The 24,072-nt window shown below is 72.4% G+C and carries 19 protein-coding genes; 11 read left to right on the top strand and 8 right to left on the bottom strand.

Translation table 11 applies throughout. The features are described 5' to 3' along the window. Window positions 1-10: 10 nt before the first annotated feature. Entirely contained in the window at window positions 11-1,486 is a 1,476-nt protein-coding gene (locus tag DRB96_RS43975) for an ATP-grasp domain-containing protein (RefSeq protein WP_204357874.1), read from the bottom strand. A 294-nt stretch (window positions 1,487-1,780) separates the two neighbouring features. Between DRB96_RS43975 and DRB96_RS33540 the strand changes: the two genes are divergently transcribed. Continuing rightward, window positions 1,781-2,989, top strand: coding sequence for a glycosyl hydrolase (locus DRB96_RS33540; protein WP_112451835.1), 1,209 nt, complete (start codon window positions 1,781-1,783; stop codon window positions 2,987-2,989). A gap of 169 nt (window positions 2,990-3,158) precedes the next feature. On the opposite strand, the gene DRB96_RS33535 is transcribed toward DRB96_RS33540, so the two are convergent. Both DRB96_RS33535 and DRB96_RS33530 read right to left on the bottom strand, forming a co-directional pair. Beyond that, window positions 3,159-3,686, bottom strand: a complete 528-nt coding sequence (locus DRB96_RS33535) for an NUDIX hydrolase family protein (protein ID WP_162689026.1) — start codon at window positions 3,684-3,686, stop codon at window positions 3,159-3,161. Window positions 3,687-3,816: 130 nt separating this feature from the next. Then, a complete protein-coding gene (locus DRB96_RS33530) occupies window positions 3,817-4,434 on the bottom strand; it encodes a TOPRIM nucleotidyl transferase/hydrolase domain-containing protein (RefSeq protein WP_112451833.1) in 618 nt (205 codons plus the stop codon). 171 nt (window positions 4,435-4,605) lie between these two features. On the opposite strand from DRB96_RS33530, the gene DRB96_RS33525 reads away from it, so the two are divergent. The 5 genes from DRB96_RS33525 (at window position 4,606) to DRB96_RS33505 (ending at window position 10,853) form a co-directional block, all read left to right on the top strand. Continuing rightward, complete coding sequence (locus tag DRB96_RS33525; RefSeq protein WP_112451832.1) at window positions 4,606-5,928, top strand: MFS transporter; 1,323 nt, start codon at window positions 4,606-4,608, stop codon at window positions 5,926-5,928. A gap of 5 nt (window positions 5,929-5,933) precedes the next feature. Then, complete coding sequence (locus DRB96_RS33520) at window positions 5,934-7,193, top strand: anhydro-N-acetylmuramic acid kinase (RefSeq protein ID WP_112454024.1); 1,260 nt, start codon at window positions 5,934-5,936, stop codon at window positions 7,191-7,193. A 107-nt stretch (window positions 7,194-7,300) separates the two neighbouring features. Further along, window positions 7,301-9,007, top strand: a complete 1,707-nt coding sequence (locus DRB96_RS33515; protein WP_112451831.1) for an FAD-dependent oxidoreductase — start codon at window positions 7,301-7,303, stop codon at window positions 9,005-9,007. Beyond that, entirely contained in the window at window positions 9,004-10,503 is a 1,500-nt protein-coding gene (locus DRB96_RS33510) for an ATP-binding protein (protein ID WP_112451830.1), read from the top strand. Before DRB96_RS33515 ends, DRB96_RS33510 begins: the two co-directional genes overlap by 4 nt. After that, complete coding sequence (locus DRB96_RS33505; protein ID WP_112451829.1) at window positions 10,500-10,853, top strand: UBP-type zinc finger domain-containing protein; 354 nt, start codon at window positions 10,500-10,502, stop codon at window positions 10,851-10,853. The genes DRB96_RS33510 and DRB96_RS33505 overlap by 4 nt, the downstream gene beginning before the upstream one ends. A gap of 43 nt (window positions 10,854-10,896) precedes the next feature. On the opposite strand, the gene DRB96_RS33500 is transcribed toward DRB96_RS33505, so the two are convergent. Together DRB96_RS33500 and DRB96_RS33495 are read right to left on the bottom strand one after the other, a co-directional pair. Then, window positions 10,897-11,640 carry a hypothetical protein gene (locus DRB96_RS33500; protein WP_162688834.1) on the bottom strand — a complete coding sequence of 248 codons (744 nt, stop codon included), beginning with the start codon at window positions 11,638-11,640 and terminating at the stop codon, window positions 10,897-10,899. A 295-nt stretch (window positions 11,641-11,935) separates the two neighbouring features. Beyond that, on the bottom strand, window positions 11,936-12,493 hold the full coding sequence (locus DRB96_RS33495; protein ID WP_112451827.1) for a DUF4232 domain-containing protein: 558 nt from the start codon (window positions 12,491-12,493) through the stop codon (window positions 11,936-11,938). A 348-nt stretch (window positions 12,494-12,841) separates the two neighbouring features. On the opposite strand from DRB96_RS33495, the gene DRB96_RS43345 reads away from it, so the two are divergent. Beyond that, window positions 12,842-13,417, top strand: coding sequence for a hypothetical protein (locus tag DRB96_RS43345; RefSeq protein WP_162688833.1), 576 nt, complete (start codon window positions 12,842-12,844; stop codon window positions 13,415-13,417). A gap of 131 nt (window positions 13,418-13,548) precedes the next feature. Here the strand turns inward: DRB96_RS43345 and DRB96_RS33485 are convergent, their stop codons facing one another. After that, complete coding sequence (locus DRB96_RS33485; protein ID WP_112451826.1) at window positions 13,549-14,535, bottom strand: ADP-ribosylglycohydrolase family protein; 987 nt, start codon at window positions 14,533-14,535, stop codon at window positions 13,549-13,551. Window positions 14,536-14,803: 268 nt separating this feature from the next. Here DRB96_RS33485 and DRB96_RS33480 point away from each other — a divergent pair, with 268 nt between their 5' ends. The 3 genes from DRB96_RS33480 to DRB96_RS33470 all read left to right on the top strand — a co-directional run bounded on the left by DRB96_RS33480 (window position 14,804) and on the right by DRB96_RS33470 (window position 21,914). Next, a complete protein-coding gene (locus tag DRB96_RS33480; RefSeq protein WP_112451825.1) occupies window positions 14,804-15,535 on the top strand; it encodes a VIT1/CCC1 transporter family protein in 732 nt (243 codons plus the stop codon). A gap of 375 nt (window positions 15,536-15,910) precedes the next feature. After that, window positions 15,911-20,461 carry a glutamate synthase large subunit gene (gltB, locus tag DRB96_RS33475; protein WP_204358093.1) on the top strand — a complete coding sequence of 1,517 codons (4,551 nt, stop codon included), beginning with the start codon at window positions 15,911-15,913 and terminating at the stop codon, window positions 20,459-20,461. Then, window positions 20,454-21,914 carry a glutamate synthase subunit beta gene (locus DRB96_RS33470; RefSeq protein ID WP_112451823.1) on the top strand — a complete coding sequence of 487 codons (1,461 nt, stop codon included), beginning with the start codon at window positions 20,454-20,456 and terminating at the stop codon, window positions 21,912-21,914. Before gltB ends, DRB96_RS33470 begins: the two co-directional genes overlap by 8 nt. A gap of 219 nt (window positions 21,915-22,133) precedes the next feature. Here the strand turns inward: DRB96_RS33470 and DRB96_RS33465 are convergent, their stop codons facing one another. After that, window positions 22,134-22,916 (bottom strand): GntR family transcriptional regulator, encoded by a 783-nt coding sequence (locus DRB96_RS33465; RefSeq protein WP_112451822.1) that lies wholly within the window; start codon window positions 22,914-22,916, stop codon window positions 22,134-22,136. Further along, window positions 22,913-23,461: a UTRA domain-containing protein gene (locus DRB96_RS33460; protein WP_112451821.1), complete on the bottom strand. Its 549-nt coding sequence runs from the start codon at window positions 23,459-23,461 to the stop codon at window positions 22,913-22,915. The genes DRB96_RS33465 and DRB96_RS33460 overlap by 4 nt, the downstream gene beginning before the upstream one ends. Before the next feature lie 149 nt (window positions 23,462-23,610). On the opposite strand from DRB96_RS33460, the gene DRB96_RS33455 reads away from it, so the two are divergent. Further along, the gene (locus tag DRB96_RS33455; protein ID WP_112451820.1) at window positions 23,611-24,000 is read left to right on the top strand and encodes an ATP-binding protein; all 390 of its coding nucleotides are present in this window, start codon (window positions 23,611-23,613) and stop codon (window positions 23,998-24,000) included. The last annotated feature ends 72 nt before the right edge of the window (window positions 24,001-24,072 follow it).

The raw sequence follows: 24,072 nt of genomic DNA, 5'->3' as shown, positions 1-24,072 counted from the left end.
TGCACCGGGTTCACCGGGTCACCAGTTCGTCCGGCTCGGCCGGCGCCTCCGGCGGAGCCGGCCGCGAGGCAGCTCCGGCCGGTTGCTCGCCGCGCTGGCGCGGGGCGCGGACCACCGCGCGGGCCTTGCGGCGGCCGTGCTCGGGAACACCGCGCAGCAGCCGCCCGGCCTTCCCCGCCCCCCGCCCCAGGAACGCGGCCAGCATCGCCAGGAACGGCAGCGGGTCGTCGGCGGCGAACCAGGCCGCCTCCACCCGCCCGCGCTCCACCCGCGGCGCCGTCCGCACGGGCCCCGGCTGCCCGGCCCGCTCGGCGGCCGGTCCCGTCCCCGCCTTGCGGCCCCCGGGCACCACCGGCCGCTGCGCACCGGCCGGCCCGCGTCCCGCCGGCAGCACCGGCCGGCGGGCGCCCTTCCGCGGCGCCGGGGGCGCCGGGGTCGCGGCCTGCGCGGGCTGCACGGCCTGCCCGGTCTGCGCGGGCTGCCCGGTCTGCGCGGGCTGCCCGGTCTGCGCGGGCTGCCCTGTCGGCCCGGCCCGCCCGGCCCGCGCGGCCCGCCGCGGCCGCCATCCGCCGCGCACCGCCGCCAGCAGCGCGTAGTTCTCCGCCACGAAGACCCGGCCCGGACCGCCGGACGGCTCCGGGACCCGTTGCCCCGTCAGGTCCAGGTACATCGCCCGGACCACGTCCAGGCCGCCCGCGTCCGTGAAGAGCCGGAACTGCGCCCCCGGCCGGGGGTTGAAGTCCACCAGCCGGAAGACGCCCCGCTCGTCCCGGCGGAAGTCGAGGTCCAGGATCCCCTGGTAGCCGAGCCGTTCGGCGAGGCGCAGCCCGGCCTCCTCCACCGCCGGATCCGGCAGCCACCGCCCGACCGCCGTCAGTCCCGTCCGTACCGGCCAGGACAGCTCCTTGCGCCCCGACCCGGTGATCAGCGGGCGCCCGCCCCGGGCGAAGGCGCCGTGGAAGAACCAGTCGGTGTCCGGCCCGGCCGGCAGGAACCGCTGGAGCAGCAGCCGGCTCCCCGCCTCCTCCGAACGCTCGTACAGCCGCCGCGCCTCGGCGGCCGTGTGGATCAGGGTGGTGCTGCGCAGGCCCGTGCCCGAGGGCAGCAGCCACGGCCGGCTCCATTTGGCGATCACCGGCAGGCCCAGCCGCCACGCGGCCTCCGCCGCCTCGGCCCCGCCCGCCGGGATCACGGTCTCCGGGTGCGGGACGTCCCACCGGGCGCACAGCCGCGACAGCTCGGCCTTGTCCGCCACCCGGGCGGGCAGGTTGTCGGGCTGATGCGGGATCCGGAAGCGGTCCGTCAGCATCGGCGCCACCCGGGACACCGCGATCGCGCTCAGATCGTCCATCGCGATGAGCACCGCCGGGCGCCCGATCCGCTCGGAGACTCCGGTCAGGCACTCCAGCAGCGCTTCGGGCGCCTCGGGGTCGAGTCCGCCGGACGGCCCGGGGTGGACGGCCCGCAAATAGCGCGAACGCCCCATGGGACCTCCCCCGGCATCGACGACGGCATGGACCTCCACGCCCTCCCGCCCAAGGGATCTGACGGCGCCGAGGGTTCCGTGGTGGAACGGATTCCGATCGAGTCTGAGCAGAACTGCGGGCACTTGGCTGGGATGCGCGTACATGGAAACGGTGTCTTTCACCTAGTCGGACCAAGCAAGGAGGGTGCGCACCTGCGAATGGCCTATGTGGAGATCCCCGGACAGGCCATTCGTCAGATCTGATGTCTAACGTCTTTGGTAAGCACACCGATTCAGGAAAGCTCGGGAGACGCCATGCCCAGACCACGCCGCCGACTGGCGAGCACCTGCATCGGTACGGTCACGGCCGGACTGCTCGCCACCGGGGCCGCCCTCGCGGCCCCCGAGGAACAGGGCGCGGGCTCCGACATCGCCATGGGCGCCTATCTCGACTACGGGCCGCCGGGGGTGGCCCGGATCCCGTTCCTGTCGCACTGGCTGGGCGGCAAGGAGATCCGGGTCGGGCACACCTATCTGCCCGGTGACCAGTGGGCCGGCATCGAAGGCAACGTCAGCTTCCTGGAGGACTGGGCCGAATGGCGCCAGGCCCGGGACGACCGGATGTTCGTCCTCAACGTGCCCATGCAGGAGCGCAACGAGGCCCGCGTCCCCGACTACCAGGTGGCCCAGCTCATCCGGGCGGGCGCGGACGGCCAGTACGACCGGCACTTCAAGAGGCTCGCCGAGCGGCTGGTCGCGCTGGGCGTCCCGGACACGGTGATCGTGCTCGGCTGGGAGATGAACGGCACCACCTACACCCACCGCTGCGGGCCGGACCCGGAGAACTGGAAGGCGTACTGGAAGCGCGTCGTCAACACGATGCGCGCCGTGCCCGGCCAGAAGTTCAAGTTCGATTTCACCCCGAACCGCGGCACGGACGCGATCGGCTGGACCAAGTGCTACCCGGGTGACGACGTGGTCGACATCGTCGGGATGGACTCGTACGACCAGGGCCCCGGCCGGACGTTCGACGACCAGATCTCCCAGCCGTACGGGCTCCAGCAGCACGTCGACTTCGCGAAGGCACACGGCAAGGAGATCTCGTACCCGGAGTGGGGGCTGTTCCGCAACGGGGACAACCCGGAGTACATGCGGCGCATGCTGAAGTGGATCGAGCAGCAGAAGCCGCTCTACCACACCATCACCGACTACTGCCCGCACGGCGTGTGGCAGTGCAAGCAGAACCCGGAGTCGTCCAAGGCCTTCCGCGACGCGCTGACGCCGCAGAAGCCCGGCCCGGTGATCCCGACGCCGGTGATCCCGACGCCCGTGGTCCCGACGCCGGTGGTGCCGACCCCGCAGATCCCCACGCCGCAGATCCCGACGCCGGTGGTCACGCCGCCGCCGCTCGTCACGCCGAGCCCGCTGGTGCCGAGCCCGGAGGTCCCCGGCCCGGTGGCCCCCAGCCCGGTCGTCCCCAGCCCTGAGAAGGCAGCGGGAACCACCGAGATGGACCGGGGGTAGAGCGGCGGCAGCGGCAGAGGTGTATAAGGGACAGGGACCGGGGGCGCGGGCAAGTGCCGGCGGTGCCGTCCGTGTTCGGTGGTGCCCCGGAGGCAACGTCCGTGCGCCGCCCGGTGTTTCACCATCGCGGGGGCGCAGTACCGGCCCCCGCGTGTCGCCGCAGAGCGGCCTAGTAGGCGTGTCCCGCGTACGCGAGGGCCTGCTTCAGCAGGACGCCGTGCCCGCCCGGGATCTCGCTCTGCACGGCCACCGACGCGGCCTCCTGCGGGCTGAACCAGACGAGGTCCAGCGCGTCCTGGCGGGGGCGGCAGTCGCCGGTCACCGGCACGATGTAGGCGAGGGCCACCGCGTGCTGGCGCGGGTCGTGGTACGAGGTGACGCCCGCCGTGGGGAAGTACTCGGCGACCGTGAACGGCTGGAGGGAGGCGGGGACGTGCGGCAGCGCGACCGGGCCGAGGTCCTTCTCCAAGTGGCGCAGCAGCGCGTCACGGACCCGCTCGTGGTGCAGTACGCGGCCGGACACCAGGGTCCGGCTGACCGTCCCGTCCGGACCGATGCGCAGCAACAGACCGATGCTGGTGACTTCGCCGCTGTCGTCCACGCGTACGGGCACCGCCGTCACGTACAGGATCGGCATCTGGGCCCTGGCCATTTCCAGCTCATCCGTGGTCAGCCAGCCGGGCGTGGTTTCGGTCATGTCAGACATTGCTTGATCATACTTTCCGGGTGCGGCGGCCGCCAGGATCCACGGGCCGGTTCGGGTACGGGCGGTTCGTGCCAGCCGTACTCTACGGAATGGCCGCGCCGCCCGGTATGACCGAAAGCCGTCAGAGGCCGGCGAGCAGACCGTGGAGCGGCGCGGGCACCCGGTCCGGGTCCAGGGCCTCGACGAGGACGTGGCCGTAGCGGATCTTGCGCCCCTTCTTCGTGCCGAAGAAGCGCCGCAACTGCTGCGGCGGGGTGCGTCCCTGCTGCGCGGGCTGGCGCTGGAAGGTCTGCAGGGCGCGCAGCTCGCCCTCGGCGCGGACGAGCTCTTCCACCCGGGTCACGCCCAACGCGCGGATGAGCTCCTCCTCCAGGTCCGCCGCGCAGACGAAGAACTCCTGCTCCGCCGCCCCGGCCCGTTCCAGGCCGCGGGCGTAGAAGCCGCGCTCCGCCTCGTCGCACAGCCCCGTGAGGCGCAGGCCCAGGCCGGAGGGCCCGAGGAGGTGCGCGAAGCGCCCGACGCTCATCGCGCCGCCCATCGACAGCACGCAGACCCCTTCGGCCGCCAGGTCGCGGCCGCGGCTCGCGGCCAGTGCGCCGACCGCCGCCGCGTCGCTCGGCCCTTCGAGCAGGACGACCGTCCGGACGGGCAGCCGGGCGGCGAGTTCGCGCGCGCGGTCGCCGGGACCGCCGGCCGCCCAGGCCGTCACGGCTTCCCGGAAGGCGTCCATGTCGTTCATGAGGCGAGTCTGTGCCCTTTCCGGCCCGGGCGGTAGGCAATTTCGGTGCGCACACCCGTGGACGGCGAGCGGTCGGGCGGTCCCGCCGCGGCCGGAGGGGTGTCCCCGGGGGCGTACGGCAGATGGCGGACGGAACTTGTGGAGCGGCCCCGCGGTCAGCACGCTTGCCCCATGCCCTCACCCGCCCCCGGTCCGGTCCGGCCCCCAGTGACAGCCCGGCCGCCGGCCGGCTCCCGCCGGGCCCTGGTCGCGGGGTCCGTCGGCAACTTCATCGAGTGGTACGAGTTCGGCGTCTACGGCTACTTCGCCACCGTCATCGCGGCGCAGTTCTTCACCCCCGAGGGCGGCGGCGGTGCGGAGGCGCTCGTCAAGACGTACGCCTCGTTCGCCCTCGCCTTCTTCTTCCGGCCGGTCGGGGCGGCCCTGTTCGGGCGGCTCGGGGACCGGATCGGCCGGCGGCCGACGCTCATCCTGGTCGTCTGCCTGATGACCGGCGCCACGACGCTCATCGGCGCCCTGCCGACGTACGCGTCCATCGGCGCGGCCGCACCGTGGCTGCTGACCCTGCTGCGGATCGTCCAAGGGCTCTCGGCGGGCGGGGAGTTCGGCGGAGCGGTGTCGATCATGACGGAGTCCGCCCCGCCCGGCCGCCGGGGGCGGTACGGGGCGTGGCAGTCGTTCACGGTGTCGCTCGGCCTGCTCGCGGGCGCCGGCGCGGCCGCGCTCCTGGCGACCGTACTGACCGGTGCGCAGCTGAACGCGTGGGGCTGGCGGATCCCCTTCCTGCTGACCCTGCCGCTCGGACTCGCCGCGCTGTGGCTGCGCTTGCGCCTGGAGGAGACCCCCGCCTTCGAGGCGGCCGCCGGCCGCGCGGGCGGACCCGTGCGGCGCCCGCCCGCCGCGGAGACCGCCAGGGCCGTAGTGCTGGGCGCCGGGCGGCTGATGGGATGGTCGGCGGCCGGCTACACCTTCCTGGTGGTCCTGCCCTCGTACCTCCAGAACACGCTGAACGCGACGTTCCAGCAGGCGTTGGCCGCCACCGTCCTGGCGAACCTGGGATTCGCGGCGTCGATCCTGCCGGCCGGCATGCTGAGCGACCGGCTCGGGCGCCGGACGGTGATGCTGGCCGGAGCCCTGCTCGTCGCCGTGCTCGCGCTGCCGCTGCTGAACCTGGTGCAGGACGCCGGCGCGAGCGTGTACGCCAAGGGGGCCGCGCTCCTCGCCGCGGGCGCCGCCGTCGGGCTGATGGCCGGACCCGGGCCCGCGATGCTGGCCGAGATGTTCCCGACCACGGTGCGCTACACGGGACTCGGACTGGCGTACGCGCTGTCCAACGCCGTGCTCTCGGGCAGCGCGGGGCTGATCATCACCGAGCTGGTCGCGTGGACCGGCGACGTGGACGTTCCCGCGTACTACGCCGCGGCCGCCTGCGCGGTGAGCGCCCTCGCGCTGCTGACCCTGCGCGGCGACGACCACGAGCGGGCGCTGCGGTGAGCGCCCTGCGGGTGGTCGGGCTGATGTCCGGCACGTCGTACGACGCCATCGACGCGGCCGCCGCCGACCTCGACATGGACGGGGACGCGCTCGTGCTCACCCCGCTGGGCATGATCAGCACCGCGTACGACGACGAGCTGCGGGCGGCGCTCGCCGGGGCGCTGCCGCCCGCAGCGACGGACCTGGCCGCGGTGTGCCGCCTCGATACGCGCATCGGGCAGGCCTTCGCCGCGGCGGCGGTCCGGGCCGACCTTGAACTGTGCGACGGGCGGGCGGACTTGATCGCCTCGCACGGGCAGACCGTCTACCACTGGGCCGAGGCCGGCCGGGTGCACGGCACGCTCCAGATCGGCGAGCCGGCCTGGATCGCCGAGGCGACCGGCCGCCCCGTCGTCTCCGGCTTCCGTACCCGGGACGTGGCCGCCGGGGGACAGGGCGCGCCCCTGGTGAGCATCGTCGACGTCATGTGGCTGCGGGGGCGGCCGGGAGTTCCCGTGGCGCTCAACCTGGGCGGCATCGGCAACGTGACGGTGGTGCGGGGTGGCTCGGGAGGTGCGGACGGCCCGTACGGCTCGGGCGTCCCGTACGGCTCGGGCGGCGAACCGATCGCCTTCGACACCGGGCCCGCCAACGCGCTGATCGACGCGGCGGTGCGGGAGCTGACGGGGCGGGACGCCTCGGGCGGGCAGCGCTCCATGGACGCGGACGGCGCGCTCGCCGCGCGGGGGAGGGTGGATCCACCGCTGTTGCGCAGGCTGCTGGACGAGCCGTACTACCGGCTGCCCGCGCCGAAGACGACGGGCAAGGAACTGTTCCACCTGCCCTATCTGCGCTCCGCGCTGGACACGGTCGGGCCGCTGCCCGCCGAGGACGTCATCGCCACCCTGACCCGGCTCACGGCACGGACCGTCGCCGACGCCGTACGGCCCTTCGCGGCGACGGAGGTGATCGCCTCGGGCGGGGGCACCCGCAACCCGGTGCTGATGCGGTGGCTGCGCGAGGAGCTCGGCGGAGCCGCGGGCGCGGCGCTGCGGACCTCGGACGAGCTGGGACTGCCGTCGGGCACGAAGGAGGCGTACGCCTTCGCCGTCCTGGGCTGGCTCACCGCGCACGGCCTGCCCGCGACCGTCCCCTCCTGCACCGGCGCCCGCCACGCGAGCGTCCTCGGCTCGCTCACGCCCGGCGGAGCAGGACTGCGGCTGCCGGAGCGGCCGGCGGCGGCGCCCGTACGCCTGACCGTGCGGGGCGGGCGCGCCCCTGGATGACGCGGCGTCCCGGAGCGAACTCGGACGATCGAACATACGATGGGCGGGAACCGGGCGCGGGCGGCTCGCCGCGCCGCCATCCCAGGCCGCTCGGGGGCGGGAGACGCATGGCAGAGGTCACCGGCACGGCGCGTACCGAGACGGCGCGTACCGAGACGGCGCGCACCGTCATCCTCACCGTGGACGACGACCCGGGCGTGTCCCGGGCCATCGCCCGCGACCTGCGCCGCCACTACGGCTCCGGCTACCGCATCGTGCGCGCCGAATCCGGCGAGTCCGCGCTGGAGGCCCTGCACGAGCTGAAGCTGCGGGGCGACCTGGTGGCCGTGATCCTCGCCGACTACCGCATGCCGCAGATGAACGGCATCGAGTTCCTCGAACAGGCCCTGGGCGTGTACCCGGGCGCTCGGCGCGTGCTGCTGACCGCGTACGCCGACACCAACGCGGCGATCGACGCGATCAACGTCGTCGACCTCGACCACTACCTCCTCAAGCCGTGGGACCCGCCGGAGGAGAAGCTCTACCCGGTCCTGGACGACCTCCTCGCCGCCTGGCGCTCCAGCGACTACCGGCCCGTGCCCGCCACCAAAGTGGTCGGGCACCGCTGGTCGGCACGCTCCTCGGACGTCCGGGAGTTCCTGGCCCGCAACCAGGTGCCCTACCGCTGGTACTCCCGCGACGAGCCCGAGGGGCAGCGGCTGCTGCGCGCGGCCGGAGCCGACGGACAGCGGCTGCCCGTGGTGATCACACCCGGCGGCACCGTGCTGATCGAGCCGGCCGCGCCCGACCTGGCGGCGCACGTGGGGCTCGCCACGACGCCGACCGCCGACTTCTACGACCTCGTCGTGATCGGCGGCGGCCCGGCCGGGCTCGGCGCGGCGCTGTACGGGGCCTCCGAGGGGCTCCGGACGGTGCTGGTCGAGCGGTCGGCGACCGGCGGGCAGGCCGGGCAGAGCTCCCGCATCGAGAACTACCTCGGATTCCCGGACGGCGTGTCCGGCGCCCAGCTCACGGACCGCGCCCGCCGCCAGGCCGGCCGGTTCGGCGCCGAGATCCTCACCGCGCGCGAGGTCACGGGGCTGGAGGTGAACGGCGCGGCACGCGTCGTCCGCTTCTCCGACGGCACGGCGATCGCCGCGCACAGCGTCATCCTCGCGACCGGCGTGTCCTACCGGCAGCTCCGGGCGCCGGGCTGCGACGAGCTGACCGGCTGCGGGGTGTACTACGGCTCCTCGCTCACCGAGGCGGCCGCCTGCCTGGAGCAGGACGTGTACATCGTCGGCGGCGCCAACTCGGCCGGGCAGGCGGCGATGTACCTGGCGCGCGGCGCGAAGTCGGTGACGCTGCTCGTACGCGGGGAATCCCTGGCCGCCTCGATGTCCCACTACCTGATCCAGCAGATCGAGGAGGCGCCGAACATCACGGTGCGCCCCCGGACCGTCGTCGAGTCGGCGCACGGCGACGGGCACCTGGAGCAGCTCACGCTGCGGGACGTGGCGAGCGGCGCGACCGAACTCGTCGACACCCAGTGGATGTTCGTCTTCATCGGCGCGGCCCCGCTGACCGGCTGGCTGGACGGTACGGTGCTGCGCGACGAGCACGGCTTCATCCTGGCCGGGCCGGACCTCACGCCGGACGGACGGCCGCCCGCCGAGTGGGAGCTGGACCGGCCGCCCTACCACCTGGAGACCAACATCCCGGGCGTGTTCGTGGCGGGCGACGCGCGCGCCCAGTCGGCGAAGCGCGTCGCGTCCGCCGTCGGAGAGGGAGCCATGGCAGTCATGCTCGTCCACCGGTACCTGGAGCAGTCGTGAGCGGGCGGGTCATGCCCTGCAGCCCGCAGGAGATCGCCTCGCTGTTCCTGTTCGAGAAGCTCTCCCCGGAGCAGCTCGGGCGGCTGTGCGCCGAGGGACGCGTGGAGCGCTTCGACGCCGGTCCCGTGTACACCGAGGGCGACCCCGCGACCTGCTTCTACGTGATGATCGAGGGCACCGTCGTCCTGTCCCGGCGGGTCGGCGGCGACGAGGTGGAAGTCGCCCGGACCTCGCAGCGCGGGGTGTACTCCGGGGCCATGCAGGCCTACTTGGGCGACCGGGTGCCGCAGACCTACAACAACTCCATGCGGGTGACGGAGCCGACGCGGTTCTTCGTGCTGCCCGCGCAGTCGTTCGCGGACGTCATGCGGGAATGGTTCCCGATGGCCGCTCACCTGCTGGAAGGGCTCTTCTTCGGCTCGCGGAGCACCCAGCAGGCCGTCGGGCAGCGTGAACGGCTCCTCGCGCTGGGCTCGTTGTCCGCCGGGCTCACCCACGAACTCAACAACCCGGCCGCGGCGGCCGTCCGGGCCACGGCCACACTGCGCGAACGCGTCGGCAAGATGCGGCACAAGCTGGCGCACATCTCCCAGGGCAACTATCCACGCGAGGCGATCGCCGAACTCATCGAGATCCAGGAACGGACCGTCGAACGCGTCGCCAAGGCGCCGGTGTTGAGCCCCATCGAGGCCTCCGACCGGGAGGACGGGCTCGCCGACTGGCTGGAGGACCACGGCATCCCCGAGGGCTGGCGGATCGCACCGGTCTTCGTCCAGGCGGGCCTGGACACGGACTGGCTGGAGCAGGTCGCGGCCAAGGTGGCCGGGGACCTCCTGCCGGGGGCCATCGGCTGGCTCAACTACACCGTCGAGACCGAGCTGTTGATGGACGAGATCGACGACTCCACCACCCGCATCTCCCACCTCGTGGACGCCGCCAAGCAGTACTCGCAGCTCGACCGGGCCCCGCACCGGGTCGTCGACGTCCACGAACTCCTCGACAGCACCCTGCTGATGCTCTCGGGCAAGATCGGACCCGGGATCCGGGTGGTCAAGGAGTACGACCGCTCCGTGCCGGACGTGCCCGCGTATCCGGCCGAGCTCAACCAGGTGTGGACCAACCTCATCGACAACGCCGTCTTCGCCATCGGGAGCACCGGCGGAGAGGGCACGCTGACGGTCCGCACGGCACGGGAGGGGGACCGGCTGCTCGTGGAGTTCCGGGACACCGGGCCCGGCGTGCCGGCGGACATCCGCAGCCGCATCTTCGACCCCTTCTTCACCACCAAACCGGTCGGCGAGGGCACCGGACTCGGCCTCGACATCTCCTGGCGGATCGTCGTCAACAAGCACCACGGCAGCCTCCAGGTCGAGTCCGCACCGGGCGACACCCGCTTCCAGGTGCTGCTGCCCCTCACCGCCCCGGAACCCGCCCCGGAACCCGCATCGGGATCCACGTCCGTGCCCGGAACCGAGACCACCGAGGAGCCCGCATGACCGCCATCGACGGAGTCGAACCGAGCGTCCCGCCCACCGGCACCGGCTGCACCGACTGCGACGCGGTCGGCGGCTGGTGGTTCCACCTGCGGCGCTGCGCCCAGTGCGGCCACGTCGGCTGCTGCGACTCCTCGCCCGCCCAACACGCCACCGCCCACTGGAAGTCGACGGGCCATCCGCTGGTGCAGAGCTTCGAACCGGGCGAGGACTGGTTCTGGGACTACGCGGGCAACGAGCCGTACGAGGCCGGACCCGAGCTCGCGCCACCGGCCTCCCATCCGGCCGACCAGGCGGCGCCGGGCCCGTCCGACCGGGTTCCGCAGGACTGGACGCGGCTGCTCCACCGCTGAACGGCCCGCGCGGGGCCGTCGTGCGGGCCGCGGCGGGGGAGCCTCAGGCGGCCGGCGGCGTGGTGACGGGATCGCCGCCCAGGGTGAGCAGGGACAGGGTGAGCAGCGACGCGGTCCATCCGAGGGGTGCGACGGCCGAGGGCCTTCCGGACCCGTTGACGGTTTCGGGCAGTTCACCGAGGGCGTTGCGCTTGGAGAGCACCCAGGTGAGTACGGCGTCGGCCTTCTTGGTCTGCCCGAGTCCCGCCCAGGCGAGGGCGAAGAAGGTCGTACTGGCGGTCCACGCGTAGGAACCCCAGCTGTGGTCGGGGTCGTTGCCGGGCGTGAGGCCGCCGTTGGGCAGGAGCAGCGCCCGCTGGGTGGAGTCGAGGGCGCCCGCGAGGCCGGCGGGCGCGGCGTTGAACGGCGGCGCCATGAAGGCGGCCGCGCTGTCGCGGCCGTGCAGCCCGTCGAGGGTGCGCTGGTACCCGAGGGGGGCGAAGTACCGGGCGATGCCCGCCGACAGCCGTTTGGCCGCAGCGTTCCAGTGGGCTTCGTCCTCGGCCCTGCCCAGGCTGCGGGCGAGGTCGGCCGAGGCGTTGAGCCCGGAGAGCAGGGGCGCCGCCGTGCCGATGTTCGCGGTGGTGGTGTCGAGTTCCCAGTAGTCGGGGGAGGCCGGGGCAGTCCCCGCGCGTCGAGGAGGGCCGCGGCCCGGTCGGCGGCCTTGCGGATCATCGGGTAGATCGCGTCCAGCCGGGCGGTACGGGTGTTCGCCGGCGCGCTCCGGTACCACTGCCAGGCCGCCCACGGCACCCACCCGTTGGCGTCCAGCTGCCAGCTCCGGCCGTCGGGCGGTCCGGAGCCGTCCAGCTTCGTCCGCGCCTCCCACGTGCCGTCCGCGCGCTGGGTACGGGCGCTGTACCGGAGGATGTCGTAGGCCTCGGTGTCGTGGCCGGTCCGAGCGAACGCGGCCGAGGCGAACGCCGAGTCGCGCGGCCAGTTGTACTTCCAGGCGCTCTCCCAGCCGGCGGCGAACCCTCCCCCGGGCTGAAGCAGGGCGCGCATCGACAGCAGGGCGCGCTCCGCCGCCTGCGGGGTGCGGGTCAGGGGGAGGCGGGCCGGAAGGCCGTGGCGCGTACGGCGTCGTCGCAGAGCGCGAAGTTTCCGCCGTCGTCGGGCGCCAGCTGGAGCCCGCCTCCTCCCACACCCAGTACGACCGAGGGCGCGACGCCCGGCTCGGCGCCGGAGTCGCAGTACCCGTCGGCCTCGCCGAGCACCGGGGTGAAGGTGAGCCGGGTCCAGGCCCGGTCGCCGGCCTCCAGCCGCACGGCGCCCGCCCGGCCCTCGCGCACCACGTCCAGGGGCTTGTTCCGGTCCGGCGATCCCTGACCGGCGAGGGCCACGGCGGGATGCCCCTTCAGTACGCACGCCCCGGGGCCCTCATTGACCACCGTGATCCGGAACCCGCTGACGCCGATGCGCTGCGCGCCGTCCGCGACGAGCTGCTCGCTCGTACAGGGCGCGGCGCCCGCCGACCGCCCGGCCGTCCCCTCTACCGCGCCGGCCGGGCCCGCGGCCGCCAGCAGGCCGCAGGCCAGGGCGCCCGCCACCAGCCAACGGGCCGGGGCCCGGTCCGCGCCGCCTCGTGCCGTGCGCTGCATGGGGTCTCCTCAGGGTCGTGGGGCGCCCCCTCACCCAGGCCGCGCACCCGGGCTTCCCACCGGCGGCACCCCTCCTGTCAGCGTCGCACCGCCCCCGGCCGACGGCATGCGCAGCGCCTTTTACGTGGCATTTACGGGCGTGTCAAGTCCCGAGTTTCCGGAACATGACCGGGGTGTGCCCGCCGGGGCTTACTTATGGAGCGGGAAGGCAACACCGGAAACGGAGAAGCCGAAGGGAAGAGACGGAAGACCTCCTCCGGAGGATTTCCCCTCTCCCCGACATACCGCACCACCGTCCCGAATCCCCGGGACACCTCAATTGCTCATCAGAATTACTAGGAGAAGATCATGAACCGCAAGATTCGTTTCGCGACGCTGGCCGCTTCCATCGCTGTTATCGGTGGAGGGATCGTCCTTCCGGCCTCCGTGGCCGCGGCGGCCCCGATGCCCGGACACGTGGCCACGGCCCTCCCGACCGACGGAGGGAAGGGTGGCGCCGGAGGCAAGGGCGGCGACGGCCTCGTCGGTGGCGGCGGCGGCTCCGGCGGTTCCGGTGGTGGCAGCGTCAAGGGCACGGGCGGCGACGGCGGCGCCGGCGGCGACGGCGGCCTCGGCATCCTGACCGGTGGTGGCGGTGGCGGCGGCGGTGGCGGCGGCGAGGGCAAGGTCGGCGGCAACGGCGGCAAGGGCGGCAACGGCGGCATCGGCATCCTCGAGCAGGGCGGCGACGCCGGAGCGGGTGGCGGTGGCGGCGACGGCCGGCTCAAGGGCGGCAACGGCGGCAACGGCGGCCGTGGCGGCGACAGCCTCAACGACGGTGGCGCCGGTGGCGCGGCCGGTGACGGAGGCGACGGCCTGATCGGCGGCACCGGTGGTGACGGCGGCGCCGGAGGCCTCGGCCTCGGCTTCAAGTTCCCGTTCTAACCAACGGACCCGGTCCGACGGGTGGAGGCCCTCAAGGCCTCCACCCCCCCCCCCCTCCCCTTTCTCTTCCACTTATACAGCTCTGACCCTCTCCACAATCTACTCTTGGGAGGGGTTGGTCGGGGTCAGGGTCATCGGGGGGTCTCGGCTTCCGGGGTGAGGAGGTCCGCGATGTCCAGGACGTGGTAGCCGCGCATCGACGGGAGGCAGCTCCCGCGGACCGGGCCGATCGCCGAGGACCAAGCGGCCGGGATGGCGGGGGCGCCGGACATGGCTCCGGCGAGGGCGCCCGCCACCGCCGCCGTGGTGTCCGCGTCCCGGCCCATGTTGACGGCCATCAGGACCGAGCCGGAGAAGTCGCCCGCGCACGCGGCGAACGCGCCGAACGCCAGGCCCACCGCCTCCGGGGCCAGGTCCGTCCACGGATAGCCGCCGATCACCACCGCCGAGCGCACGGCCCGTTCGCCGCGCGGCGCGGCCGTGACCGCCCGGCGCAGGGAGCGCGCCGTCCAGGAGTCCGACGGGATGACCGACAGGGCGGCCGAGACGACCGAGGCCGGGGAGCCCCCGGCCATCGCCGCCGCGACGCCCGCCGCGACGGCCTGGCCGCCGTAGATGCCCTCGCCGTCGTGGCTGACGCAGCCGTCGATGGCGACCAGCCGCGCGGCCTCCGCCGGCCGGCCCGCCGCGAAGACGCCGAACGGGGCCGCGCGCATGGCGAGGCCGTCCGACCAGGCGTGGCGGTGCTGGGCCGAGATGGGGGCGGCCAGGCCCCGGCGGAGGTTCTCGAGGGTGCCGCGCTCGCTGAAGCCCGCGCCGCGGAACGGGCCCTCGTCCAGGTCCGCGATCCAGTGGTGCCACGCGCGTTCGACGTGCGCGACGGTGAGCGCCGATCCGTGGCGGGCCAGCAGCAGGCCCGAGAAGATCGCGTATTCCGTGTCGTCCGTGCCCGCCGGGTCGTCCGAGACGAAGCCCTCGATCCGGCCCCATTTGGCCCGGATCTCCGACGGCTTCATGTTCTCCGCGGGAGCGCCCAGCGCGTCACCCACCGCGAGTCCGAGAAGAGCGCCCCGGGCCCGTTCGAGGAGGACCTGCGGATTGCATGCAATCAGCTCCATGGCGCGCCTCTCCACTTGATGGGACTCATATTGAGCCCTTGGGGGATTTGTGCCATGGCATGTGGTTTGTCGCTCGTCGCGAAACACCCCGCCCGTGTCGCCGTCACCCGGTCGCCGACCCGCAAAACCCCAGGTAAGTACGGCCTTCCTTGCTGGCGGGCGGCAAAAATCGTGCGTAGTTTCGAGGTGTTCAGGGGGAGTGGGTGCCTGCGCGTCGAGCGTGGCGTAGCTCTGTGCGCCCACTCGTACAAAAGGGGAGATAGTCCGCATGTCCATCATTGACATCCAAGCACCGCTTCACACCGCCCACCGCGACAACCACACTCACCGCGACGTGAACGGTGGATGGCTGCGCCCGGCGGTCTTCGGCGCGATGGACGGGCTCGTCTCCAACCTCGCCCTGATGACCGGCGTGGCCGGCGGGGCCGTCGCCCCGCACGTCATCGCGGTCACCGGCCTGGCCGGTCTCGCGGCCGGCGCCTTCTCGATGGCCGCCGGCGAGTACACCTCCGTCGCCTCGCAGCGCGAGCTCGTGCTCGCGGAGCTGGAGATAGAGCGCCAGCAGCTGCGCAAGCACCCCGTCGACGAGATGGAGGAGCTGGCCGAGCTCTACGTGTCGCGCGGCGTCGAGCCCGCGCTGGCCCGCGAGGTGGCCATGCAGATGTCCCGCGACCCGGAGCAGGCGCTGGAGATCCACGCCCGCGAGGAGCTGGGGATCGACCCGGACGACCTGCCGTCGCCGATGGTCGCCGCCGTGTCCTCCTTCGGGTCGTTCGCGCTCGGCGCGCTCGTCCCGCTGCTGCCCTACCTGCTCGGCGCGGCCACCCTGTGGCCGGCGGTCCTGCTGGCGCTGCTGGGGCTCTTCGCCTGCGGTGCGGTCGTCTCCCGGGTCACGGCCCGGTCCTGGTGGTACAGCGGGATGCGCCAGCTCGTCCTGGGTGGCGCGGCCGCGGGTGTGACGTACATCCTGGGAACCTGGATCGGCGGAGCCGTAGGCTGACCGGGCAGGGAGTGAGACACTATGCAGTAGGCAACATAAGTAGCCAGTTACCCGGCGGTTTCGATCGCGTGTCCGTCGGGCATCAGACCTTGGGCGCCGGGCAATGAGGCCCGCCCCGCACCGGGACCTTCGTCCCGTGTCCCGATCGCAGGACACCCGCGAAAGTCCCCTCTTGTCTGTCCGGGCAGTGTCCGCATGCTGGAATGACATATCCGCTTCTCGGGATTGTCGTCATCATGTAATCTGCACGAAATTTCGCAGAGGGCCAACGTCGTCCCTCGGCTATGCACATATGCCACGACGACGACGGGAGAGCCGATGCGTTCCGCATCCACGCACTCCGCGACCGGCCTCAGCAACAACGCCTGGTCGCCCATGGACGGTCGCCCCGCCCAGCAGGGCATGTACGACCCGCGCAACGAGCACGACGCCTGCGGCGTCGGCTTTGTGGCCAACCTCACCGGCGAGGCCGGCCACACGCTGGTCGAGCAGGCGCTGACCGTATTGCGGAACCTCGAGCACCGAGGCGCCACCGGCTCCGAGCCCGACTCGGGCGACGGCGCCGGCATCCTCTCCCAGGTCCCGGACGCGTTCCTGCGCGACGTGGCCGGGTTCGACCTTCCCGAGGCCGGCGCGTACGCCGTCGGCATCGCCTTCCTCCCCGCCGACGGCACCGCACAGGCCGTCGCCGTGGAGCAGATCGAGGCCATCGCCGCCGAGGAGAACCTCACGGTCCTCGGCTGGCGCGAGGTCCCGGTCACCCCGGACCTGCTCGGCAACGGCGCCCGCGCCACCATGCCGGCCTTCTCGCAGCTGTTCGTCAGCAACGGGACGAGCGGCATCGAGCTGGACCGCAAGGCCTTCGTGCTGCGCAAGCGCGCCGAGCGCGAGGCCGGGGTCTACTTCCCGTCGCTCTCCGCGCGCACCATCGTCTACAAGGGCATGCTGACCACCGGCCAGCTCGAGCCCTTCTTCCCGGACCTCTCCGACCGCCGCTTCGCCTCGGCGATCGCCCTGGTCCACTCCCGGTTCTCGACGAACACCTTCCCGTCCTGGCCGCTCGCCCACCCGTACCGCTTCGTCGCGCACAACGGCGAGATCAACACGGTCAAGGGCAACCGGAACTGGATGAAGGCCCGCGAGTCCCAGCTGGCCTCCGGCCTCTTCGGCGAGGGCGCGCTCGAGCGGATCTTCCCGATCTGCACCCCGGACGCCTCCGACTCCGCCTCCTTCGACGAGGTCCTGGAGCTGCTCCACCTCGGCGGCCGGTCGCTGCCGCACAGCGTGCTGATGATGATCCCGGAGGCGTGGGAGAACCACACCTCCATGTCGCCGGCCCGCCGCGCGTTCTACAAGTACCACTCCACGCAGATGGAGCCGTGGGACGGCCCCGCCTGCGTCACCTTCACCGACGGCACCCAGGTCGGCGCGGTCCTCGACCGCAACGGCCTGCGCCCCGGCCGCTACTGGGTCACCGACGACGACTTCGTCGTGCTCTCCTCCGAGGTCGGCGTCCTGGACATCGACCCGGCCAAGGTCGTCCGCAAGGGCCGCCTGCAGCCCGGCAAGATGTTCCTCGTCGACACCGCCCAGAAGCGGATCATCGAAGACGACGAGATCAAGGACTCGCTGGCCGCCGAGCACCCGTACGCCGAATGGCTGGAGACGGGCGAGATCGAGCTGACGGACCTGCCCGAGCGTGAGCACATCGTGCACACCCACGCATCGGTCACCCGCCGCCAGCAGACCTTCGGCTACACCGAGGAAGAGCTCCGGATCATCCTCGCGCCGATGGCCCGCACCGCCGGCGAGCCACTCGGCTCCATGGGCACGGACTCCCCGATCGCGGCCCTGTCCGAGCGCCCCCGGCTGCTCTTCGACTACTTCACCCAGCTCTTCGCGCAGGTCACCAACCCGCCGCTGGACGCCATCCGCGAGGAGCTCGTCACCTCGCTGCTGTCCTCGCTCGGCCCGCAGGGCAACCTGCTCGAGCCGACCGCCGCGTCCTGCCGCAGCGTCACGCTGCCGTTCCCGGTGATCGACAACGACGAGCTCGCCAAGCTGATACACGTCAACGCCGACGGCGACATGCCGGGCATGAAGGCCGCCACCCTCTCGGGCCTGTACCGGGTCTCGGGCGGCGGCGACGCGCTGGCGGCCCGCCTCGAGGAGATCCGCGGGGAGGTCGACGCGGCCATCGAGAACGGCGCGCACCTGATCGTCCTCTCGGACCGCCACTCCGACGCCGAGCACGCGCCGATCCCGTCGCTGCTGCTCACCTCCGCCGTGCACCACCACCTCATCGCCACCAAGCAGCGCACCCAGGTGGGCCTGCTGGTCGAGGCCGGCGACGTCCGCGAGGTCCACCACGTCGCGCTGCTCATCGGCTACGGCGCGGCCGCGGTCAACCCGTACCTCGCCATGGAGTCCGTCGAGGACCTCCTGCGCGCCGGTACCTTCCTCTCCGGCCTGGAGCCGGAGCAGGCCATCAAGAACCTGATCTACGCGCTCGGCAAGGGCGTCCTGAAGGTCATGTCCAAGATGGGCATCTCCACCGTCGCCTCCTACCGCGGCGCCCAGGTGTTCGAGGCCGTCGGCCTGAACGAGGAGTTCGTCCAGGCGTACTTCCAGGGCACCGCCACCAAGATCGGCGGCGCCGGTCTGGACGTCATCGCCAAGGAGGTGGCCGCGCGCCACACCAAGGCGTACCCGGCCTCCGGCATCGCAGCCACGCACCGCGCGCTGGAGATCGGCGGCGAGTACCAGTGGCGCCGCGAGGGCGAGCCGCACCTGTTCGACCCGGACACGGTCTTCCGCCTGCAGCACGCCACGCGCAACCGCCGGTACGACATCTTCAAGCAGTACACCGACCGGGTGAACGAGCAGTCCGAGCGCCTGATGACGCTCCGCGGCCTTTTCGGGTTCAAGACCGACGAGTCAGGAGCCCGCCCGTCGATCTCCATCGACGAGGTCGAGTCGGTCGCCGACATCGTCAAGCGCTTCTCCACCGGCGCCATGTCGTACGGCTCCATCTCCAAGGAGGCGCACGAGACCCTCGCCATCGCCATGAACCAGTTGGGCGCCAAGTCCAACACCGGTGAGGGCGGCGAGGACCCGGACCGCCTGTACGACCCGGCGCGCCGCTCCTCCATCAAGCAGGTCGCCTCCGGCCGCTTCGGTGTGACGAGCGAGTACCTGGTCAACGCGGACGATATCCAGATCAAGATGGCGCAGGGCGCCAAGCCCGGCGAGGGCGGCCAGCTGCCCGGCCACAAGGTCTACCCGTGGGTCGCCAAGACCCGGCACTCCACCCCGGGCGTCGGCCTGATCTCCCCGCCGCCGCACCACGACATCTACTCCATCGAGGACCTGGCTCAGCTGATCCACGACCTCAAGAACGCCAACCCGGTCGCCCGCATCCACGTGAAGCTGGTCTCCGAGGTCGGCGTGGGTACGGTCGCGGCCGGTGTCTCCAAGGCCCACGCGGACGTCGTCCTCATCTCCGGCCACGACGGCGGTACGGGCGCCTCCCCGCTCACCTCGCTGAAGCACGCGGGCGGTCCCTGGGAGCTCGGCCTCGCCGAGACCCAGCAGACCCTGCTGCTCAACGGGCTGCGCGACCGCATCGTGGTCCAGACGGACGGCCAGCTCAAGACCGGCCGCGACGTCATCATCGCCGCGCTGCTCGGCGCCGAGGAGTTCGGTTTCGCGACCGCGCCGCTCGTCGTCTCCGGCTGCGTCATGATGCGCGTCTGCCACCTGGACACCTGCCCGGTCGGCATCGCCACCCAGAACCCGGTCCTGCGCGACCGGTTCTCCGGCAAGCCCGAGTTCGTCGTCAACTTCTTCGAGTTCATCGCGGAGGAGGTGCGCGAGCTCCTCGCCGAGCTGGGCTTCCGCACGATCGAGGAGGCCGTCGGCCACGCCGAGCTCCTCGACACCAGCAAGGCCGTCACGCACTGGAAGGCGCAGGGTCTCGACCTGGAGCCGCTCTTCTACGTGCCGGAGCTGCCCGAGGGCGCGGTCCGCCACGCCCTGATCGAGCAGGACCACGGCCTGGAGAAGGCGCTCGACAACGAGCTCATCCGCCTCGCCGCGGACGCGCTGAACGCCGACTCGGCCGAGACCGCGCTGCCGGTCCGCGCCCAGGTCGCGATCCGCAACATCAACCGCACGGTCGGCACCATGCTCGGCCACGAGGTCACGAAGAAGTTCGGCGGTGCGGGCCTGCCCGACAACACCATCGACCTGACCTTCACCGGCTCCGCCGGCCAGTCCTTCGGCGCCTTCCTGCCGAAGGGCGTGACCCTGCGCCTGGAGGGCGACGCCAACGACTACGTCGGCAAGGGCCTCTCCGGCGGCCGCGTCGTGGTCCGTCCCGACCGGGGCGCCGACCACCTGGCCGAGTACTCGACCATCGCGGGCAACACGATCGGCTACGGCGCCACCGGCGGCGAGCTGTTCCTGCGCGGCCGCACCGGCGAGCGCTTCTGCGTCCGCAACTCCGGCGCCCTGGTCGTCTCGGAAGGCGTGGGCGACCACGGCTGCGAGTACATGACCGGCGGCACCGCGGTCGTCCTCGGCGAGACGGGCCGCAACTTCGCGGCCGGCATGTCGGGCGGCGTCGCGTACGTCATCGACCTGGACCCGGCCAACGTCAACGTCGGCAACACGGGCGCGCTCGAAGCTCTGTCCGACACAGACTCCCAGTGGCTGCACGATGTGGTGCGCCGCCACGAGGAGGAGACCGGCTCGACCGTGGCCGCGAAGCTCCTGGCTGACTGGACCGCCTCGGCGGCCCGCTTCAGCAAGATCATTCCGACCACGTACAAGGCAGTGCTCGCCGCCAAGGACGCCGCTGAGCTCGCCGGACTCTCCGAGTCCGAGACCACGGAGAAGATGATGGAGGCGGCGACCAATGGCTGACCCGAAGGGCTTCCTCACCACCCCCCGCGAGACCGCCTGCACCCGTCCGGTGGCCGAGAGGCTGAAGGACTGGAACGAGGTCTACGTTCCGGGCTCGCTGCTCCCGATCATCAGCAAGCAGGCCGGCCGCTGCATGGACTGCGGCATCCCGTTCTGCCACAACGGCTGCCCGCTCGGGAACCTGATCCCGGAGTGGAACGACTTCGCGTACCGCGAGGACTGGACCGCCGCCTCCGAGCGCCTGCACGCGACGAACAACTTCCCGGAGTTCACCGGGCGGCTGTGCCCGGCGCCGTGCGAGTCCGCCTGCGTGCTCGGCATCAACCAGCCGGCCGTCACGATCAAGAACGTCGAAGTCTCGATCATCGACAAGGCGTGGGACAACGGCGACGTCACCCCGCAGGCGCCCGAGCGTCTGTCCGGCAAGACCGCCGCCGTCATCGGCTCCGGCCCGGCGGGTCTCGCCGCGGCCCAGCAGCTGACCCGGGCCGGCCACACCGTGGTGGTGTACGAGCGCGCCGACCGCGTCGGCGGCCTGCTGCGCTACGGCATCCCCGAGTTCAAGATGGAGAAGGTGCACATCAACCGCCGCATCGAGCAGATGCGCGCGGAGGGCACCAAGTTCCGCACCGGCGTCGAGGTCGGCCGCGACATCACCGCGACCGACCTGCGCAAGCGGTTCGACGCGGTGGTCATCGCGGCGGGCGCCACCGTCTCCCGCGACCTGCCGGTCCCGGGTCGCGAGCTCAAGGGCATCCACTTCGCGATGGAGTACCTCCCGCTCGCGAACAAGGTCCAGGAGGGCGACTTCATGGCGCCCCCCATCACGGCCGAGGGCAAGCACGTGGTCGTCATCGGCGGCGGTGACACCGGCGCGGACTGCGTGGGCACCGCCCACCGCCAGGGCGCGGCCTCGGTCACGCAGCTGGAGATCATGCCCCGCCCGTCGGAGGACCGGCCCACCGGCCAGCCCTGGCCGACGTTCCCCATGCTGTACAAGGTCACCTCGGCCCACGAGGAGGGCGGCGAGCGGATCTACTCCGTCTCCACCACCCACTTCGAGGGCGACGAGGACGGCAACGTCCAGGCCCTCCACCTGGTCGAGGTCGCCTTCGAGGGCGGCAAGCTCGTCCAGAAGCCCGGCACCGAGCGCGTCCTCCCCGCGCAGCTGGTCACCCTGGCGATGGGCTTCACCGGCACCGACCAGGAGAACGGCCTGACGGCGCAGTTCGGCCTGGCGATGGACGCGCGCGGCAACATCGAGCGCGACGCCTCCTACGCGACCAACGTCGACGGCGTCTTCGTCGCCGGCGACGCCGGCCGCGGCCAGTCGCTGATCGTCTGGGCCATCGCGGAAGGCCGCTCGGCCGCCCGCGGTGTGGACCGCTTCCTGACCGGCACCAGCGCCCTCCCGTACCCGGTCAAGCCGACGGACCGCTCGATCACCGTCTGATTCTCGACGCCGCGCTCGCACCGCTCGGCCGCAGGCGGCCTCCCGGGCTTCGCCCGGCTGCGCCGGCCTCCGGCCGTCGGAGTGGCGGCTGAGGTCTCTGCGGTACCCCCGGCTCGCCGGGACCCCTCATACGGTCCGTACAACGAAGTACGGCACTCGACACAACGCCCGCCACGTCCCCGACCAGGGGTGGCGGGCGTTGTGGCGTTCCGGGGGTGGTCAGGCTTCGGGCGTGAACTCGTACTGGAGCTCGTACAGGTGGCCTGCCTTCACCATCACGGTGACCTCGATCGGCTGTCCCTCCGCGCTGTAAACCGTACGGAGGGTCCGCAGGACGGGGAGGTCGCCGGGCAGCCGCAGTGCTGTGTACTGCTCCTGCGTCGCGACGCGGGCGGAGAGCCGGTCCACGCTGCGGTGGGGCGGGAAGCCGAGCTCGGTCAGCAGGGTCGGAGTGCCGCCCCGGATCCGGCGGGGATCCGCGAGAGCGGTGCCGCGAGCGAGGTCCGGCGGGTAGTACGAGCTCACCAGCTCGGCGGGTTCGTCTTCGATGGTGATCAGCTGGCGCCTGCACACGGCCGGCCTGCCCTCAGGGAGTCCGAGCGCGGCAGCGACATCACCGACGACGGGCACCTCTTCCACCGCCAGCAGGGTGCTGTGCGCCGCGCGGGCCGGTTCCGATGCTTCGGCGAGCCAGGGGTACGCCGCCCCGTCCACGGCCGGTGTCAGGGATCCGGCCGGGCGAACGGCCCGCTGGCGGGTGTCCCGTACGGTCACGGCCGAGCCCGCACGACCCAGGGCCAGCCCTTCGTCCTTGAGGAGCTGGACGGCCTTCTGGATCGTGGCGTTGGAGGCATCGAAGCGGGCCTTCAGCTGCGCGGTGGAAGGCAGCTTCGATCCAGGAGGGAGGCCGCCGCTCATGATCTCGTCACGGAGATCGGCGGCGATGCGGGCGTGGAGCGGCCGGGGGTCGGGTCCCGAGGCGTCGGCGCTGGACAGGGTCATGCGACCTCGATGTCGATCTCGTACCGCAACTGCTGGCGTCCGGCAGGCATGACCATCACGTCGGCCTGGATCGGCCGGCCCGCCGAGTCGTAGGTGGTCCGGGCGAGTTGAAGGACCGGTTCGCCCGGTCCGAGGCGCAGGTGCTCCCGCTCCTCGGCGCCCGGCATCCGGGCCGTCACGTTCTCGACGGCCCGTACGCCGATGTGTCCCAGCCCGGCCAGCAGGGTCACCGCGCCGCCCCGGATCTTTGCCGTGCCGGCCAGAGGGGTGCCTGCGGCGATGCCGGCAGGGTAATAGGTGTCGGTCAATTCGGTTGGCTCGCCGTCGAGTTCGATGATCCGGCGGCGGACGACGGCGGTCTCCCCGGTCGCGAGGTCGAGCATTCGGGCGACCTCGGCCGGGGCGCCGGCCTCACCGGCGTGCAGGATGCGCTGCGCGCCGCGACGGCCCGCCGCCTCGGCCTCGGCGGTCCAGGCGTCGGGTTCCCCGTCGGCGCGAGGGGTCAGGTACGGCATCGACGTGCTGGTCCATCCGCTGCCGCTCACGCTGCCTCCTGAGTGTCCGTCGTGCTCTGCCGGTGCCCACGTTAAGCGACACCTCTGCGCTATCCCAGCCTGCAGACCTTGCTGCTTTTCGCGAATAGCGATACGTTCTGTGAGGCCTTGGAAGCTCAGCGTTAAGGCGGTGGGGTGCTATGTCCTTGTCTCGGCAGCAGCGGTTCCCTCGGGCCCGTGCCTCGGTGCGCGCGGCCCGTCAGTTCGTAGGCGACACGCTTGGTGACTGGGGTGTGTGCGAGCGGCGGGACGACATACGGCTCTGCGTGTCCGAGCTCGCCACGAATGCAGTTCTGCACGGGGTCCCGCTGGGGCGGGAGTTTTCCGTGCGCCTGGAACGGGAGGGCGGGATCGTGACGATCGGGGTGCGCGACAGCGGCCCGGGTCGCCCCGTCGTGCAGCAGCCCGACCTCGGTGCTCCGAGCGGCCGGGGGCTGTGGCTGGTGGTCGAGCTCGCCGACGAGTTCCGGATCTGCGACGAACGGGTGGGCAAGACGATTTGGGCCGGGTTCAAGGTGGGCTCGGCGTGAGGTGAGTGACTGAGACACAACGCCCGCCACGTCCCCGACCAGGGGTGGCGGGCGTTGGGTCTCAGGCACTCA

This window comes from Streptomyces sp. ICC1 (assembly GCF_003287935.1).
Lineage (GTDB): Bacteria > Actinomycetota > Actinomycetes > Streptomycetales > Streptomycetaceae > Streptomyces > Streptomyces tritrimontium.
This window is presented reverse-complemented; position numbering and strand designations above follow the sequence as displayed.

Excerpts from the sequence above, each read along its gene's own strand:
- DRB96_RS33515 (WP_112451831.1), top strand. The coding sequence starts at position 7,301 with ATGGCAGAGGTCACCGGCACGGCGCGTACCGAGACGGCGCGTACCGAG.
- gltB (WP_204358093.1), top strand. The coding sequence starts at position 15,911 with ATGGACGGTCGCCCCGCCCAGCAGGGCATGTACGACCCGCGCAACGAG.
- DRB96_RS33495 (WP_112451827.1), bottom strand. The coding sequence starts at position 12,493 with ATGCAGCGCACGGCACGAGGCGGCGCGGACCGGGCCCCGGCCCGTTGG.
- DRB96_RS33455 (WP_112451820.1), top strand. The coding sequence starts at position 23,611 with ATGTCCTTGTCTCGGCAGCAGCGGTTCCCTCGGGCCCGTGCCTCGGTG.
- DRB96_RS33480 (WP_112451825.1), top strand. The coding sequence starts at position 14,804 with ATGTCCATCATTGACATCCAAGCACCGCTTCACACCGCCCACCGCGAC.
- DRB96_RS33530 (WP_112451833.1), bottom strand. The coding sequence starts at position 4,434 with ATGAACGACATGGACGCCTTCCGGGAAGCCGTGACGGCCTGGGCGGCC.
- DRB96_RS33485 (WP_112451826.1), bottom strand. The coding sequence starts at position 14,535 with ATGGAGCTGATTGCATGCAATCCGCAGGTCCTCCTCGAACGGGCCCGG.
- DRB96_RS43975 (WP_204357874.1), bottom strand. The coding sequence starts at position 1,486 with ATGGGGCGTTCGCGCTATTTGCGGGCCGTCCACCCCGGGCCGTCCGGC.
- DRB96_RS33465 (WP_112451822.1), bottom strand. The coding sequence starts at position 22,916 with ATGACCCTGTCCAGCGCCGACGCCTCGGGACCCGACCCCCGGCCGCTC.
- DRB96_RS33535 (WP_162689026.1), bottom strand. The coding sequence starts at position 3,686 with ATGACCGAAACCACGCCCGGCTGGCTGACCACGGATGAGCTGGAAATG.
- DRB96_RS43345 (WP_162688833.1), top strand. The coding sequence starts at position 12,842 with ATGAACCGCAAGATTCGTTTCGCGACGCTGGCCGCTTCCATCGCTGTT.
- DRB96_RS33505 (WP_112451829.1), top strand. The coding sequence starts at position 10,500 with ATGACCGCCATCGACGGAGTCGAACCGAGCGTCCCGCCCACCGGCACC.
- DRB96_RS33525 (WP_112451832.1), top strand. The coding sequence starts at position 4,606 with ATGCCCTCACCCGCCCCCGGTCCGGTCCGGCCCCCAGTGACAGCCCGG.
- DRB96_RS33540 (WP_112451835.1), top strand. The coding sequence starts at position 1,781 with ATGCCCAGACCACGCCGCCGACTGGCGAGCACCTGCATCGGTACGGTC.
- DRB96_RS33470 (WP_112451823.1), top strand. The coding sequence starts at position 20,454 with ATGGCTGACCCGAAGGGCTTCCTCACCACCCCCCGCGAGACCGCCTGC.